Source organism: Enterobacter sp. RHBSTW-00318, from assembly GCF_014101375.1.
Lineage (GTDB): Bacteria > Pseudomonadota > Gammaproteobacteria > Enterobacterales > Enterobacteriaceae > Enterobacter > Enterobacter ludwigii.
Window position 1 is genome coordinate 3,448,395 of sequence record NZ_JABXQH010000001.1, and the last position, 16,204, is coordinate 3,464,598.

The following is a 16,204-nucleotide window of genomic DNA, read 5'->3' on the forward strand; positions in this document are numbered from 1 at the left end:
GTGAAAAAAACAATCAGAACATAAGGAAAAGTAATCACAACTGGCGTGAATGAAATTGCAGTAATCCTGAGTATTTATTCATAGAGATAAAGGCCGTCCAGGGCGATTGATCCAGGTCATCGCCGACAGAGGCTAAAAATGGCAGGCTTGTCCCCTTTCTTTGGGACGGTCTACCAGATTATGCAGTTACAGAAATTAGTCAATATGTTTGGTGGGGATCTTTTGCAGCGTTACGGGCAAAAGGTTCACAAGCTGACGCTGCATGGCGGTTTTAGCTGCCCGAACCGTGACGGGACGATCGGGCGCGGGGGCTGTACTTTCTGTAATGTGGCGTCTTTTGCTGACGAAGCGCAGCAGCATCATTCCATCGTCGAACAGCTGTCCCATCAGGCGAGTCTGGTCAACCGTGCGAAACAGTATCTGGCCTATTTCCAGGCCTACACCAGCACATGGGCGGAAGTACAGGTCTTGCGCTCCATGTATCAGCAGGCGGTAAGTCAGGCCAGTATCGTAGGGCTGTGTGTGGGCACCCGCCCGGACTGCGTGCCGGAAGCGGTACTGGACCTGCTCAGCGAGTACAAGGAGCAAGGGTATGAGATCTGGCTGGAGCTGGGCCTGCAAAGTGCGCACGACAAAACTCTGCACCGCATCAACCGTGGACATGATTTCGCCTGTTACCAGCGCACCACACGTCTCGCGCGTGAGCGTGGGCTAAAGGTGTGCTCGCACCTGATTGTCGGCCTGCCTGGCGAAGGGCAGCAGCACGGTCTTGAGACACTGGAAAAGGTGGTCGAGACCGGTGTGGACGGAATTAAGCTGCATCCACTGCACATCGTAAAGGGCAGTATCATGGCCAAAGCCTGGGAAGCCGGGCGCTTAACCGGTATTGAGCTTGATGCGTATACGATGACGGCGGGGGAGATGATTCGGCACACCCCGCCGGAGATTGTCTACCACCGCATCTCCGCCAGCGCCCGCCGTCCAACGCTTCTTGCACCGCTCTGGTGTGAGAACCGCTGGACGGGGATGGTGGAAATCGACCGTTATCTGCAAGAGCACGGCGTACAGGGGTCGGCGCTTGGTCGCCCCTGGGTTCCCCGCTTACCGGCGACGACCGCCTAACAGGCTCCCCAGCATGCCGCGTACAATCTGATTCGTGACCTGACGCGCTGCACTTTTCGCCATGGTCTGCACGACGCCATCGCGTTTGCCGCCGCGTGGTCCGGTTGTACCAAACAGGATATCCTTAAGCCCGCCCAGGATGCCGTCGTCCACGGCAACAGACTGGCCTTTGGCGGCAGGCGCGTCCTGGGATTCGGTGGTGGCCTGTACCCCTTTTTGCAGCATCTCGAATGCCGACTCGCGATCCACGTCGTCCTCATACTTACCATACAGCGGGGAGCGGTTAATCAGGCCGTTGCGTTCATCGTCCGTCACGGGTCCCATCCGGGAGCAAGGGGCAATCACCATTGCGCGCTCCACAACGGACGGGCTGCCTTTTGCATCCAGGAAAGAGATAAGCGCTTCACCGGTGCCCAACGCCTGGATGGCCGCTTCGGTATCAAATGCCGGGTTCGCTCGCATGGTTTGTGCGGCGGCTTTAACGGCCTTCTGATCTTTCGGCGTAAAGGCGCGCAGGGCATGCTGTACGCGGTTGCCAAGCTGTCCCAGCACGTTGTCAGGAATATCGGACGGGTTTTGCGAAACAAACCAGACGCCGACGCCTTTAGAGCGGATCAGGCGGATCACCTGTTCAATCTTATCCAGAAGAACCTGTGGCGCATCGTTAAACAGCAGGTGCGCTTCGTCGAAGAAGAAGACCAGCTTGGGTTTGTCGAGATCGCCGGCTTCAGGTAACTGCTCGTACAGTTCAGAGAGCATCCACAGCAGGCTGGCGGCGTAGAGCTTCGGCATCTGGTAAAGCTTCTCTGAGCTCAGAATATTGATGATGCCTTTCCCGTTGCTGTCGGTGCGCATCCAGTCCTTGATATCCAGCATCGGCTCGCCAAAGAAATGTTCGGCACCCTGTTGCTCCAGGGTCAGTAACCCGCGCTGGATGGCCCCGACGGAGGCGCTGCTGATATTACCGTACTGGTTCTGGAACGATTTGGCGTTATCACCGATGTACTGGGTAATGGCCCGCAGATCTTTGAAATCAAGCAGCAGCAGACCCTGGTCGTCGGCAATACGGAAGATGATGTTCAGCACACCGGACTGCACGTCGTTGAGGTTGAGCAGACGAGCCAGCAGCAGCGGACCGAGATCAGAGACGGTTGCACGTACCGGGTGACCTTTCTCACCAAAGATATCCCATAACACGACCGGATTGTTGTGCGGTGTCCAGTCCGTGATGCCGATATTTTTGAGTCGGTCGAGCAGTTTTTCGGACGGAGTGCCTTCCTGAGCCACACCGGTTAAATCGCCTTTTACATCGGCCATAAAGACCGGTACGCCAATCTCTGAAAGCGACTCTGCCAGCTTCTGCAGGGTCACGGTTTTCCCCGTCCCGGTGGCCCCGGTGATGAGACCGTGGCGGTTGGCCATCGCGGGCAGTAAAAACAGCTCTTTGTCCAGCGTGCGGGCAATTAACAATGGTGTACTCATAATGCGCTTCCTCTCTTAGTCCTCGGTCGAGTATAGGCAACCTGACGGCAAAATGGCTGAGTAAATTGCTGACTTTGCGGCGCATTATCCAGCGCGGACTATGCTTTTGCATACGGTTCACAAAATTTTGGAAAACTATGTCCAGATTCTTCTTTAACGATCGCAAACAGCTGGTCAACGACGCCATCGAAGGCATACTGATTTCGGCACCACACGCTAATCTCGTCAAACTTGATATCGACCCGGCCATTCGGGTGGTGGCGCGCAGCGACTGGGATAAAAGCCGGGTGGCGGTTATTTCAGGCGGTGGCTCTGGTCACGAACCTGCACACGCCGGGTTTGTCGGCAAAGGGATGCTCACGGCAGCGGTGTGCGGGGATCTTTTTGCTTCGCCGAGCGTTGATGCGGTGCTGAACGCCATTGTGGCGGTAACGGGCGATCGGGGTTGTCTGCTGATCGTGAAAAATTACACCGGCGACCGGCTTAATTTCGGCCTGGCGGCAGAAAAAGCCAAGCGCTATGGCCTGAAGGTCGAGATGGTCATTGTCGCCGATGATATTGCCCTGCCGGATAACAAACAGCCGCGCGGTATCGCCGGTACGGCACTGGTTCATAAAATCGCGGGCTATGCGGCAGAGCACGGCAAATCACTGACCGAGGTGCGCGATATCGCGCAACAGGCTTGCGATAATCTCTGGAGCCTGGGCGTGGCAATGCAAACCTGTAACCTGCCGGGCAGTGATGATGAAGAGGGGCGGATCAAGCAGGGGCACGTGGAGCTGGGGCTTGGGATCCACGGGGAGCCTGGTGCCTCGGTTGTCGATACGCAAAACAGCAAAGCCATCATCGACACGCTGGTCGAGCCGCTCAAAGCGCAGGCCGGTAACGGGCGTTTTGCGGTGCTTATCAATAACCTCGGCGGCGTGTCGGCGCTGGAGATGGCGTTGCTCACCAAAGAGCTCGCCCACTCGGCGCTGAAAGAGAATATCGCTTATCTGATTGGTCCGGCACCGCTGGTGAGTGCCCTGGATATGAAAGGCTTTTCGCTGACGTTGCTGAAGCTTAACGATCTGTTCGAAAAAGCTCTCCATGAAGAGGTGGAGACGTTGGGCTGGCAGAAGCCGGTGGCGTTTGCGCCGCTGCGCGTGCAGGAACATAGCGCGATCCATGACCGCGTGGAATATACCGCCTCGGACAATCCACGGGTCGCAGAGATCGTCTCCACGGTCACGCAGACGCTGATCCAGCTGGAAAACCGCCTCAATGCGCTGGATGCCAAAGTGGGTGATGGCGATACGGGCTCTACCTTTGCGCAAGGGGCGCGGGATATTGCGCAGCGTCTGGAGAAGAAACAGCTTCCGCTAAATGATGTGTCGACGCTGTTGCTGCTGGTTGGCGAGCGGCTGGCAACGGTTATGGGGGGCTCAAGCGGTGTGCTGATGTCGATCTTCTTTACCGCTGCCGGGCAGACGCTGCACGATGGTCAGCCGTTGCCGGAAGCGCTCTTAAGCGGGCTGGCGCAGATGAAGCAGTATGGTGGGGCAGATCTTGGCGATCGCACCTTGATCGATGCCCTGCAACCGGCGCTGGAGGCATTGCAGAAAGGCGACCTTCAGGCTGCTGCGCAGGCTGCGAACGCGGGCGCTGAGGCGACAGCGAATATGGTGAAAGCGGGTGCCGGACGTTCGTCGTATGTCAACAAAGAGAACCTGGAGGGGGTGACCGACCCGGGGGCCGTGGCGGTGGCAGAGGTGTTCAAGGCAATGACCGCAGCAAAACGGTAACACCCGTTAGCGTTTTGAGTATTACACCCTCTCCCGATGGGAGAGGGTGGAGATGCGTGCAATCAGGCCGCACGCACCCCGCGCGTTCACATCAAAAATCCGCTTTCAACACCACGCGATAACGGGCTTTACCGTCACGCACATGCTGGATAGCTTCGTTGATTTTAGACATCGGATACAGTTCGGTGGTGGGCGCCACTTTAGTGCGTCCGGCAAACTTCATCAGTTTGCGCAATTCGAACGGCGTACCGGTTGCTGAACCGGAGACGCTGCGATCCCCCCCGATCAGCGTAAACGCAGGCACCGGCAGCGGCTTCATCACCGCACCGACGGTGTGGAAGTTACCGCCGTGGGCCAGCGCTTCAAAGTACGGTTGCCAGTCGAGATCGACGTTAACGGTATTGATGATCAGATCAAACTGACCTGCCAGCGATTTGAGCGCTTGCGGATCGCGGCTGTTGACTACCTTATCCGCCCCCATCGCCAGCACTTCTTTCTCTTTGGCCGGGTTCGAGCTAAACGCCGTGACTTCACAGCCCATCGCGTGCAGCAGTTTGATTGCGATATGGCCCAGACCACCAATCCCGATGACACCCACACGGCTGGTGGCGGTGACATGATGCATCAGCAGCGGTTTGAATACGGTGATACCGCCGCACAGCAGCGGACCGGCAGATTCGATATCAATGCTGTCCGGCAGGGGAATAACCCATTGCCAGTCGGCACGCAGTTTATCGGCGAAACCGCCTTTGTTCAGAATGGTAGGGACTGCGCCTTCGAGGCAGTTAATTTGGTTACCGCTGATACAGGCATCGCAGTGACCACAGCTGCGCGCCGTCCAGCCAATACCCACGCGCTGGCCGACCTTCAGCCCTTTGTCCTGTGCGGCGCTACCGAGCGCTACAACGCGGCCAATGACTTCGTGGCCAGCAATCAGTGGATACTGTGAGAAGCCCCATTCATTGTCGATCATGGAGAGATCGGAGTGGCAGATCCCGCAGTAATCAACCTGCACTTCGACGTCTTCTGCTTTTAGGTCGCCCGCATCGTATTCGTACAGCTCAAGTTCTGCACCCGCCTGCGGTGCGGCGTAGCTTTTTATCTTCGACATCGTGTTTCCCCCGTTATGGTGTGAACTGAGAGTGTAGAGCATTCAGTTTACAGTCGCTTAACAGAAGAGGGCAGGAATGCCCTTTACAGAGTTTTCAGCATCCTGACTTCGCAATCGACGTGGCCGGTACAGCCCAGCGGCGCATCAATATGCGTAAAGCCCAGATGTTCATACAGGCCAATGGCCTCTTTGAGGAAGGCGGTTGTTTCCAGGTAACAGCGTTTAAAACCCTGAGTACGCGCATGTTCAAGGGCGATAAGCGCCAGCTTTTTCGCCAGCCCTTGCCCGCGTACCGACGGCAGGAAATACATTTTTTGCAGTTCGCAGATATCCGGCTCGCTGCAGCTTAAAGGTGCCACGCCACCGCCGCCCACCACCTGACCGTTCTGCTCAATAACCCAATAGGCGTAGCCCGGCTGGCTGTACAGCTGAAACAGCTCATCCAGATTCGGGTCGGCAACGGTATAACCTTTGTCGGCGGTCAGGCCATACTCTGCGGAAACCGTTCGGATAACGGCGGCAATAGCCGGGTTGTCCTGCTCAGTGATCCGACGCATCGTCGTCGCGACGGGGGTAATCACGCTCATAGTCTTACTCATTACAAAAATTGACACACAACTGCTGTTAATAGCACCGCAGTAAAGGGAGCGCAAGCGAGGAGTTTTCAGGAAGGATACCCCTTACGCCCTGAAGCGTAAGGGGTAAAAGCATTACAGAGCTGCAATAACCGCCTGCTGCTCGATCAGTTTGGTCTTAGCATCGGCGAAGGCAACCAGACGCTCACGCTCTTTCGCGATAACCGCTTCCGGCGCACGGGCAACAAAGCCTTCGTTCGCCAGTTTGCTTTCGATTTTGCCAATTTCCACATCGACCTTAGCCACTTCTTTTGCCAGACGAGCCAGCTCAGCGTCTTTGTCGATAAGACCTGCCATCGGGATCAGCAGCTCGGCGCCGTCGATGATTTTGGTCACGGATACCGGACCTTTGTCATCCGCAGGCAGCACGGTGATGCTTTCCAGACGCGCCATGGTTTTCAGGAAGGTGTTGTTCTCGGTGACACGGCGAACAGCAGCCTCACTGCAACCGCGCAGCAGCAGTTCCAGAGGTTTACCCGGGGCGATGTTCATTTCGGCACGGATATTACGTATCGCCACGATCGCCTGTTTCAGCCATTCGGTATCGGCTGACGCCGCTTCATCGACCTTCGCTGCATCGAATTCCGGGAACGGCTGCAGCATGATGGTGTCGGCGTTGATGCCGGCAATCACTTTCACACGCTGCCAGATGGTTTCGGTGATGAATGGAATAATCGGGTGCGCCAGACGCAGCAGACCTTCCAGAACGGTAATCAGCGTGTTGCGCGTACCGCGCAGTTCCGCGTCAGAACCGCCGTTCATTACCGGTTTTGCCAGCTCAAGGTACCAGTCACAGAACTGGTTCCAGGTGAATTCATACAGAATGCCCGCCGCGATATCGAAGCGGTAGCTGTCAAGCGCTTCGCGGAAGGCTTTCACCGTCTGATTGAACTCTGCCAGGATCCAGCGATCGGCCAGAGACAGGGTCATCTCGCCGCCGTTGAAGCCGCAATCCTGATCTTCGGTGTTCATCAGCACGAAGCGGCTGGCGTTCCACAGCTTGTTACAGAAGTTACGGTAACCTTCCAGACGCTTCATGTCCCAGTTGATGTCACGACCGGTTGAAGCCAGTGCCGCCAGAGTGAAACGCAGGGCGTCAGTACCGTGAGGTTCGATCCCATTCGGGAACTGTTTCTCAGTACGCTTGCGGATCTTCTCTGCCAGCTGCGGTTGCATCATGTTGCCGGTACGTTTTTCCAGCAGCTCTTCGAGGGAGATACCGTCAACCATGTCCAGCGGGTCGATAACGTTACCCTTGGACTTGGACATCTTCTGGCCTTCGTCGTCACGAATCAGACCGGTCATGTAGACGGTATGGAACGGAACTTGTGGCTTGCCGTTTTCATCTTTGATGAAGTGCATGGTCATCATGATCATGCGGGCGATCCAGAAGAAGATGATGTCGAAGCCGGACACCATCACGCTGGTTGGGTGGAACTGACGCAGCGCGTCGGTGTTCTCCGGCCAGCCCAGCGTGGAGAAGGTCCACAGTGCGGAGGAGAACCAGGTGTCCAGTACGTCTTCGTCCTGACGCAGGGCGACATCGGCACTCAGGTTGTTTTCCTGACGAACTTCATCTTCGCTGCGGCCAACATAGACGTTGCCTTCGCTGTCGTACCAGGCCGGGATACGGTGGCCCCACCACAGCTGACGGGAGATACACCAGTCCTGAATATCACGCATCCAGGAGAAGTACATGTTTTCATACTGCTTCGGCACGAACTGGATGTCGCCGTTCTCAACCGCTTCAACAGCCGGTTTCGCCAGCACGTCGGCGCGCACGTACCACTGGTCGGTCAGCATTGGCTCGATAACAACACCCCCACGGTCACCGTACGGCACGGTCAGATCGTGAGGTTTGATCTCTTCCAGCAGGCCGAGTGCATCCACTGCAGCGACAATCGCTTTACGCGCGGCAAAACGTTCCATTTTCTGGAATTCAGCCGGAATGTCGCTGGAGTAAACGTCGGATTCGTTACCTTTGGTGTCATACACTTCCGCGCTTTCACGGATATCACCGTCGAACGTCAGAATGTTGATCATTGGCAGGGCGTGACGTCGGCCCACTTCGTAGTCGTTGAAGTCGTGTGCCGGGGTGATTTTCACACAGCCGGTGCCTTTTTCCATGTCGGCGTGTTCATCGCCCACAACGGGAATGCGGCGGTTAACCAGCGGCAGCACCACGAATTTACCAATCAGATCTTTATAACGCGGATCTTCCGGGTTAACGGCCACGCCGGTATCGCCCAGCAGGGTTTCCGGACGGGTGGTCGCTACCACCAGGTAATCTTTACCGTCTGCCGTTTTAGCGCCGTCGGCCAGCGGATAGCGGATATGCCACATGGAGCCTTTAGACTCACGGTTTTCCACTTCCAGGTCGGAGATAGCGGTGCGCAGTTTAGGGTCCCAGTTTACCAGGCGCTTGCCACGGTAAATCAGGTCTTCCTTGTACAGACGGACAAACACTTCTTTAACGGCGTTGGAAAGGCCTTCGTCCATGGTGAAGCGCTCGCGCTCCCAGTCCACGGAGTTGCCAAGACGGCGCATCTGACGGGTGATGGTACCGCCGGATTCTGCTTTCCACTGCCAGATTTTATCGATGAACGCGTCGCGACCGTAGTCGTGGCGGGTTTTACCTTCTTCAGCGGCAATTTTACGCTCAACCACCATCTGGGTCGCGATACCCGCGTGGTCAGTCCCCGCCTGCCACAGGGTGTTTTTGCCCTGCATGCGGTGGTAGCGGATCATGGTATCCATGATGGTTTGCTGGAAGGCATGACCCATATGCAAACTGCCGGTGACGTTCGGCGGTGGGATCATGATGCAGAAGGACTCTTTGCTTTCATCGCCGTTAGGCTTGAAATAGCCCTGCTGTTCCCAGTGCTCGTAAAGCGGCTGTTCGATATCGCGTGGGTTATATGTCTTTTCCATTATTTCCAGGTTGCCGTATTCAGGTTAAAACCAGCCAGGCGGTACGCTTTATAGCGTTCGCGCGCCAGTTGTTTCAAAGATTCTTCGTAAGGGACAAAGTCTACCACTTCTGTGAAAGCGGTGGCAAAATCTGCAAAATCTATCCGCAGGCTAATCAGAATATCGCGCGCGCTGCTGTTGCGCTTTTGCGGCCAGGCAATCTCTACCGGTGCGCCGCCACGAGGGCCTTCGCCAGACAGATTATGCGGAACAAAACTCTCCGGCGGGCGTGCCCAGAGTGCTTCGTCAAGGCGGATGGCCTGCTGCTCATCTTCGCAGGCAATCAGAACGCGTTTACCTGCGCGCCAACGTTCTGCGGCAATTTCACACACCAGCTGTTCAACTGCGCTGAGGCCGTCCTGATGGGTGTCGTTGTCCAGAAGGTAGAACGTTGCATTCTTCATATATGGGGCTTCTTGTTGTGGATTTAAATGCAAGGCCGGGCTGAGCCGGCCTACAAACGGCATCTTTCCGTAGGCCCGGTAAGCGTAGCGCTACCGGGCATCTGACGGCAATTACTCTTCGCCGTTAAAACCCGCACGATTGAGCAGGAACTGCGACAGTAACGCGACCGGACGACCGGTTGCGCCTTTGGCCTTACCGGAACGCCAGGCGGTACCTGCGATATCCAGATGCGCCCAGTTGTACTTACGGGTAAAGCGCGCCAGGAAGCAGCCCGCAGTAATTGCCCCGCCAGGACGACCGCCGATGTTCGCCATATCGGCGAAATTAGACTCCAGCTGTTCCTGGTACTCGTCACCCAGTGGCAGACGCCATGCGCGGTCGCCGGCCTGTTCGGACGCGCCAATCAGCTCGTGCGCCAGAGGATTGTGGTTCGACATCAGCCCGGTGATGTGATGGCCCAGCGCAATCACACAGGCACCGGTCAGCGTGGCCACGTCAATGACCGCTTCAGGCTCGAAGCGCTCAACGTAGGTCAGCACGTCGCACAGCACCAGACGGCCCTCGGCGTCGGTGTTCAGCACTTCAACGGTCTGGCCGGACATGGTCGTCAGAACGTCACCCGGACGGTACGCACGACCGCCTGGCATGTTTTCACAGCCCGCCAGCACGCCAATGACGTTTATCGGCAGCTGAAGTTCCGCCACCATACGCATCACGCCATACACTGCTGCTGCACCACACATGTCGTACTTCATCTCGTCCATGCCTTCGGCAGGCTTGATGGAGATACCGCCGGAATCGAAGGTCAGACCCTTACCAACCAGCACAATCGGACGCGCATCTTCAGACGGGTTACCTTTGTACTCGATAACCGACATCAGCGACTCATTCTGGGAGCCGTTGCCGACTGCCAGATAGGAGTGCATTCCCAGCTCTTTCATCTGCTGTTCGCCGATGACGCGGGTGATGACATTCTTACTGTAGGCGTCAGCCAGCTGACGTGCCTGAGAGGCCAGATACGCTGCGTTACAGATGTTAGGCGGCATATTGCCCAGATCTTTTGCGGCTTTAATCCCGGCAGCAATTGCCAGACCGTGCTGGATAGCGCGTTCACCGCTGGTCAGCTCGCGACGGGTCGGTACGTTAAAGACCATCTTACGCAGCGGACGACGTGGCTCGCTTTTGTTGGTTTTCAGCTGGTCGAAGCTGTACAGGCTCTCTTTTGCCGTTTCGACCGCCTGACGCACTTTCCAGTAGGTGTTACGGCCTTTGACGTGCAGCTCGGTCAGGAAGCAAACGGCTTCCATTGAGCCGGTATCATTCAGCGTATTAATCGTTTTCTGAATAACCTGCTTATACTGACGTTCATCCAGCTCGCGCTCTTTACCGCAGCCAATCAGCAGAATACGTTCAGACAGTACGTTTGGAACATGGTGCAGTAACAGCGTCTGCCCAGGTTTGCCTTCCAGTTCGCCACGGCGCAGCAGGGCGCTGATGTAGCCATCACTGATCTTATCGAGTTGCTCGGCGATCGGGGAGAGTCGGCGTGGTTCAAAGACGCCCACAACGATGCAGGCACTCCGCTGTTTCTCCGGGCTACCGCTTTTTACACTGAACTCCATGCACTACGCTCCTGAATCTTAAAGACAACAGCGGCTGCTACAGATAGAATTGAAACCTTTCGTAACTCATGTCCGCTGTTGTGGTGACTTCGTGTTAATCTTACGTTACTACGGTTTCGACACGTCAGAAAAAGTCCTGAAGCGTGAATCCGCCGGATGTTTTAATCTTAGCGATGATTTCGACGACTCAAGAGAATAAATGACGTTTAAGCCATGAAACAAGCGATTTTCCAGCAAAGAGACGGGTTTTTACGGGCGTATTTAAAGTGATAATCATAAGATATCTGGTGCGGGAGACGCTCAAAAGCCAGCTGGCGATCCTCTTCATCCTGCTGCTGATTTTTTTCTGTCAGAAGCTGGTCAGGATCCTCGGTGCGGCCGTTGACGGCGAAATTCCTACGAATCTGGTGCTTTCCCTGCTTGGTTTAGGGATCCCGGAAATGGCGCAGCTTATCCTGCCGCTAAGTCTTTTCCTCGGTCTGCTCATGACGCTCGGCAAGCTTTATACCGAGAGTGAAATCACCGTGATGCACGCCTGCGGCTTGAGTAAAGCCGTACTGGTGAAAGCCGCTATGGTTCTGGCGCTTTTCACAGGTATTGTTGCGGCGGTGAATGTGATGTGGGCGGGCCCAACGTCTTCCCGTCACCAGGATGAAGTGCTGGCAGAAGCCAAAGCAAACCCGGGTATGGCCGCACTGGCGCAGGGCCAGTTCCAGCAGGCGACTGACGGGAATTCTGTTCTCTTTATCGAAAGCGTGGATGGTAGCCGCTTTAACGATGTGTTCCTTGCGCAGCTCCGCACCAAAGGGAATGCCCGTCCTTCAGTCGTGGTGGCCGATTCGGGTCAACTGTCACAGCGTAAAGATGGCTCTCAGGTGGTGACGCTCAATAAAGGCACGCGCTTCGAAGGCACTGCGATGCTGCGCGATTTCCGCATCACCGATTTCCAGAACTACCAGGCCATTATTGGTCACCAGACCGTGGCGCTCGATCCAAGTGACACCGAGCAAATGGATATGCGTACCCTGTTCAATACGGACAACAACCGTGCGCGTGCCGAACTGCACTGGCGTATCACGCTAGTATTCGCCGTATTTATGATGGCTCTGATGGTCGTTCCGCTGAGCGTGGTTAACCCACGTCAGGGACGCGTGCTGTCAATGTTGCCAGCCATGCTGCTGTACCTGGTGTTCTTCCTGTTGCAGACCTCAATTAAGTCTAACGGTGGTAAGGGTAAAATTGACCCGTTCGTCTGGACCTGGGTGGTCAATGGTCTGTATCTGCTGCTGGCGGTGGGACTCAACCTGTGGGATACGGTGCCTGTGCGCCGCATTCGTGCCCGCTTCTCGCGTAAAGGAGCCCTCTAATGCAGGCGTTTGGCGTTCTTGACCGCTATATCGGTAAAACTATTTTTTCCACCATCATGATGACGTTGTTCATGCTGGTGTCGCTCTCCGGCATTATCAAATTTGTCGATCAGTTGAAAAAAGCCGGGCAGGGGAGCTATGACGCGCTGGGTGCGGGCATGTATACCCTGCTCAGCGTGCCAAAAGATGTGCAGATCTTCTTCCCGATGGCGGCCCTGCTGGGGGCGCTGTTGGGCTTAGGGATGCTGGCACAGCGCAGTGAACTGGTTGTTATGCAGGCTTCGGGCTTCACCCGTATGCAGGTTGCGCTGTCGGTGATGAAAACCGCGATCCCGCTGGTTCTGTTGACCATGGCAATTGGCGAGTGGGTGGCACCGCAGGGTGAGCAGATGGCGCGTAACTATCGTGCGCAGGCGATGTACGGTGGCTCATTGCTCTCAACGCAGCAAGGGTTGTGGGCAAAAGATGGTGACAGCTTCGTCTATATCGAACGTGTGAAGGGCGATGACGAACTGGGAGGCGTGAGTATTTACACCTTCAATGACGATCGCCGTTTGCTCTCCGTGCGTCACGCCTCTTCGGCCAAGTTTGACGCCGAGCATAAGCAGTGGCGGTTGTCGCAGGTGGATGAGTCAGACCTGACCGATCCAAAACAGATCTCCGGCTCTCAGACGGTGTCGGGCATGTGGAAAACCAAACTCACGCCGGACAAACTCGGCGTGGTGGCGTTGGATCCTGACGCTCTCTCCATCAGTGGTTTGCACAACTACGTGAAATACCTGAAGTCGAGCGGACAGGACGCCGGACGTTATCAGCTCAACATGTGGAGCAAAATCTTCCAGCCGTTGTCCGTGGCGGTGATGATGCTGATGGCACTGTCGTTTATCTTTGGCCCGTTGCGTAGCGTGCCGATGGGCGTGCGCGTGGTGACCGGGATCAGCTTCGGCTTTGTATTCTACGTTCTCGATCAGATCTTCGGCCCGCTGACGCTGGTTTATGGCATTCCGCCTGTTATCGGCGCGCTGCTGCCGAGCGCCAGCTTCTTCCTGATCAGCCTCTGGCTGATGCTGAAACGCTCCTGACAGACCTCTCCTCGCTTCCGGAGAACCGGAAGCGAGGCTAATCTCCTGTTTCACCCCGCACTTTTTCTCACAACCTTCAACGCCCCGCCGCGAATTTGAGTATTATTGAGCGATAAAGTCGTGAAGGGATCCTCTATGAAGCAAATTCGAATGCTGGCCCAGTACTACGTCGATCTGATGATGAAGCTTGGGCTGGTGCGTTTCTCCATGCTGCTGGCACTGGCGCTGGTCGTTCTGGCCATTGTCGTGCAGATGGCCGTAACCATGGTTCTGCACGGTCAGGTCGAGAGTATCGACGTGATCCGCTCCATCTTCTTTGGCTTGCTGATTACACCCTGGGCGGTCTATTTCCTCTCCGTGGTGGTTGAACAACTGGAGGAGTCCCGTCAGCGCCTGTCAAAACTGGTCGATAAACTGGAAGAGATGCGCGACCGCGATCTGAAGCTCAACGTTCAGCTAAAGGATAATATCGCCCAACTGAACCAGGAGATTTCGGATCGTGAGAAGGCGGAGGCTGAGCGCCAGGCGACGCTGGAGCAGCTGAAAATCGAAATGAAAGAGCGCGAGGTGACGCAGATCCAGCTTGAGCAGCAATCCTCTTTCCTGCGCTCGTTCCTTGATGCATCACCGGATCTGGTTTTCTACCGTAATGAAGATAAAGAGTTTTCCGGCTGTAACCGGGCGATGGAACTGCTGACCGGGAAGAGCGAGAAGCAGCTGATTCACCTGAAGCCGCAGGACGTATACTCCGAAGAGGCGGCCGCCAAAGTGATGGAGACGGACGAAAAAGTGTTCCGTCATAACGTTTCGCTGACCTATGAACAGTGGCTGGATTACCCCGACGGGCGCAAAGCCTGCTTTGAGATCCGTAAGGTGCCGTACTACGACCGCGTGGGGAAACGCCACGGTCTGATGGGGTTTGGCCGTGATATCACCGAACGTAAGCGCTATCAGGATGCCCTTGAACGTGCCAGCCGCGATAAAACCACCTTCATCTCCACCATCAGCCATGAACTGCGTACGCCGCTTAACGGAATTGTCGGCCTGAGCCGCATTCTGCTGGACACCGATCTCACCGCAGAACAGGAAAAATACCTTAAAACCATCCATGTCTCAGCGGTCACGCTGGGGAATATCTTCAACGATATTATCGATATGGATAAGATGGAACGCCGCAAAGTGCAGCTTGATAACCAGCCGGTTGATTTCACCGGTTTCCTTGCCGATCTGGAAAACCTGTCGGGTTTGCAGGCGCAGCAGAAGGGTCTGAGCTTTGTCATGGATCCCACGCTGCCGCTGCCGCACAAGGTGGTTACCGACGGCACGCGTCTGCGCCAGATCCTGTGGAACCTTATCAGCAATGCGGTCAAATTTACCCAGAAGGGGCAGGTCTCGGTACGTATTCGCTATGACCAGGGCGACATGCTGCACTTTGAGGTGGAAGACTCCGGCATTGGGATTCCGCAGGAAGAGCAGGACAAAATCTTTGCGATGTACTATCAGGTGAAGGACAGCAACGGCGGCAAGCCCGCTACCGGCACAGGAATTGGTCTGGCGGTGTCTAAACGCCTTGCGAAGAGCATGGGCGGTGATATTACCGTCGCCAGCCATCCGGGCAAAGGCTCAACCTTCACGCTGACGGTGCACGCGCCGGCGGTGGCGGAAGAGGTGGAAGATACCTTCGAAAACGACGATATGCCGCTGCCTGCGCTGCATGTCCTGCTGGTGGAAGATATTGAGCTTAACGTAATTGTCGCACGCTCTGTCCTGGAAAAACTGGGCAACAGCGTGGATGTGGCGATGACCGGTAAAGCCGCGCTGGAGATGTTTAAGCCGGGTGAATATGATCTCGTTCTGCTGGATATTCAGTTGCCGGACATGACCGGGCTGGATATTTCCCGTGAACTGACGAGCCAGTACGCTGCCGACGAACTGCCGCCGCTGGTGGCGTTGACGGCGAACGTGCTGAAAGATAAAAAAGAGTACCTCGATGCCGGTATGGATGATGTACTTAGCAAGCCGCTGGCGGTGCCTGCCCTGACCGCCATGATCAAGAAGTTCTGGGATACCCATGATGAAGAGGAGAACGCCATGACGTCTGTGGATAGTGCGAAAGCCCAAACGATACTCGATACCGCGATGCTGGAGCAGTACATCGATCTGGTTGGTCCAAAACTGATTACCGACGGTCTGGCGGTATTTGAAAAAATGATGCCGGGCTATCTGAGCGTGCTGGAGTCAAATCTGACAGCGCGGGATCAGAAAGGCATTGTGGAAGAAGGGCATAAAATCAAAGGTGCGGCCGGCTCGGTCGGCTTACGTCACCTGCAGCAGCTGGGACAACAGATTCAGTCACCTGATTTACCTGCCTGGGAAGATAACGTAGGTGATTGGGTTGAAGAGATGAAACAAGAGTGGCAGAACGATGTGGCGGTGCTTAAAGCCTGGGTGGACGCCAGAAAAAAATGACCCCGGCTTAACCGGGGTGCGCGAATACTGCGCCAACACCAGGGAAATTGTGGCTGCGCCTGTTTTTTTGTGTTGTTTTCGTATGGACGCCGCCTGAAAATTTAGGCCGCACGCAAATAAGATAGCAAATCTTAAATGGTTTGTTACAGGAATCA

Annotated in this window: 11 protein-coding genes; 5 read left to right on the plus strand and 6 right to left on the minus strand. The window is 55.8% G+C overall.

Annotated features, from left to right (window positions below):
- Positions 1–180: 180 nt before the first annotated feature.
- Entirely contained in the window at positions 181–1,122 is a 942-nt protein-coding gene (locus tag HV157_RS17060) for a TIGR01212 family radical SAM protein (RefSeq protein WP_121339897.1), read from the plus strand.
- Here HV157_RS17060 and HV157_RS17065 read toward each other — a convergent pair.
- A complete protein-coding gene (locus HV157_RS17065) occupies positions 1,102–2,604 on the minus strand; it encodes a helicase HerA-like C-terminal domain-containing protein (RefSeq protein WP_025202916.1) in 1,503 nt (500 codons plus the stop codon). The two genes, HV157_RS17060 and HV157_RS17065, sit on opposite strands and share 21 nt — an antisense overlap.
- A gap of 137 nt (positions 2,605–2,741) precedes the next feature.
- On the opposite strand from HV157_RS17065, the gene HV157_RS17070 reads away from it, so the two are divergent.
- Positions 2,742–4,388 (plus strand): glycerone kinase, encoded by a 1,647-nt coding sequence (locus tag HV157_RS17070; protein ID WP_032680191.1) that lies wholly within the window; start codon positions 2,742–2,744, stop codon positions 4,386–4,388.
- Between the two features lie 91 nt (positions 4,389–4,479).
- Here HV157_RS17070 and HV157_RS17075 read toward each other — a convergent pair whose 3' ends face one another.
- The 5 genes from HV157_RS17075 to pepA form a co-directional block, all read right to left on the minus strand.
- On the minus strand, positions 4,480–5,499 hold the full coding sequence (locus HV157_RS17075) for an NAD(P)-dependent alcohol dehydrogenase (protein ID WP_020883520.1): 1,020 nt from the start codon (positions 5,497–5,499) through the stop codon (positions 4,480–4,482).
- An 83-nt stretch (positions 5,500–5,582) separates the two neighbouring features.
- Positions 5,583–6,086 carry a GNAT family N-acetyltransferase gene (locus tag HV157_RS17080; RefSeq protein ID WP_020883521.1) on the minus strand — a complete coding sequence of 168 codons (504 nt, stop codon included), beginning with the start codon at positions 6,084–6,086 and terminating at the stop codon, positions 5,583–5,585.
- 123 nt (positions 6,087–6,209) lie between these two features.
- Positions 6,210–9,065, minus strand: a complete 2,856-nt coding sequence (locus HV157_RS17085; RefSeq protein WP_182268741.1) for a valine--tRNA ligase — start codon at positions 9,063–9,065, stop codon at positions 6,210–6,212.
- Positions 9,065–9,508 (minus strand): DNA polymerase III subunit chi, encoded by a 444-nt coding sequence (gene holC, locus HV157_RS17090; RefSeq protein WP_008502815.1) that lies wholly within the window; start codon positions 9,506–9,508, stop codon positions 9,065–9,067. Before holC ends, HV157_RS17085 begins: the two co-directional genes overlap by 1 nt.
- A gap of 111 nt (positions 9,509–9,619) precedes the next feature.
- A complete protein-coding gene (gene pepA, locus HV157_RS17095) occupies positions 9,620–11,131 on the minus strand; it encodes a leucyl aminopeptidase (RefSeq protein ID WP_014171826.1) in 1,512 nt (503 codons plus the stop codon).
- A 266-nt stretch (positions 11,132–11,397) separates the two neighbouring features.
- On the opposite strand from pepA, the gene lptF reads away from it, so the two are divergent.
- The 3 genes from lptF (at position 11,398) to arcB (ending at position 16,049) form a co-directional block, all read left to right on the plus strand.
- Complete coding sequence (lptF, locus tag HV157_RS17100; protein WP_014171825.1) at positions 11,398–12,498, plus strand: LPS export ABC transporter permease LptF; 1,101 nt, start codon at positions 11,398–11,400, stop codon at positions 12,496–12,498.
- Positions 12,498–13,580 (plus strand): LPS export ABC transporter permease LptG, encoded by a 1,083-nt coding sequence (gene lptG, locus HV157_RS17105; RefSeq protein ID WP_020883523.1) that lies wholly within the window; start codon positions 12,498–12,500, stop codon positions 13,578–13,580. The genes lptF and lptG overlap by 1 nt, the downstream gene beginning before the upstream one ends.
- Positions 13,581–13,715: 135 nt before the next feature.
- The gene (gene arcB / locus HV157_RS17110; protein ID WP_182268742.1) at positions 13,716–16,049 is read left to right on the plus strand and encodes an aerobic respiration two-component sensor histidine kinase ArcB; all 2,334 of its coding nucleotides are present in this window, start codon (positions 13,716–13,718) and stop codon (positions 16,047–16,049) included.
- Positions 16,050–16,204 lie beyond the last annotated feature (155 nt).

What these genes read in the sequence shown, in the direction of transcription:
- HV157_RS17060 (WP_121339897.1), top strand. Translation starts at nt 181, where the DNA reads ATGCAGTTACAGAAATTAGTCAATATGTTTGGTGGGGATCTTTTGCAG.
- HV157_RS17065 (WP_025202916.1), bottom strand. Translation starts at nt 2,604, where the DNA reads ATGAGTACACCATTGTTAATTGCCCGCACGCTGGACAAAGAGCTGTTT.
- HV157_RS17070 (WP_032680191.1), top strand. Translation starts at nt 2,742, where the DNA reads ATGTCCAGATTCTTCTTTAACGATCGCAAACAGCTGGTCAACGACGCC.
- HV157_RS17075 (WP_020883520.1), bottom strand. Translation starts at nt 5,499, where the DNA reads ATGTCGAAGATAAAAAGCTACGCCGCACCGCAGGCGGGTGCAGAACTT.
- HV157_RS17080 (WP_020883521.1), bottom strand. Translation starts at nt 6,086, where the DNA reads ATGAGCGTGATTACCCCCGTCGCGACGACGATGCGTCGGATCACTGAG.
- HV157_RS17085 (WP_182268741.1), bottom strand. Translation starts at nt 9,065, where the DNA reads ATGGAAAAGACATATAACCCACGCGATATCGAACAGCCGCTTTACGAG.
- holC (WP_008502815.1), bottom strand. Translation starts at nt 9,508, where the DNA reads ATGAAGAATGCAACGTTCTACCTTCTGGACAACGACACCCATCAGGAC.
- pepA (WP_014171826.1), bottom strand. Translation starts at nt 11,131, where the DNA reads ATGGAGTTCAGTGTAAAAAGCGGTAGCCCGGAGAAACAGCGGAGTGCC.
- lptG (WP_020883523.1), top strand. Translation starts at nt 12,498, where the DNA reads ATGCAGGCGTTTGGCGTTCTTGACCGCTATATCGGTAAAACTATTTTT.
- arcB (WP_182268742.1), top strand. Translation starts at nt 13,716, where the DNA reads ATGAAGCAAATTCGAATGCTGGCCCAGTACTACGTCGATCTGATGATG.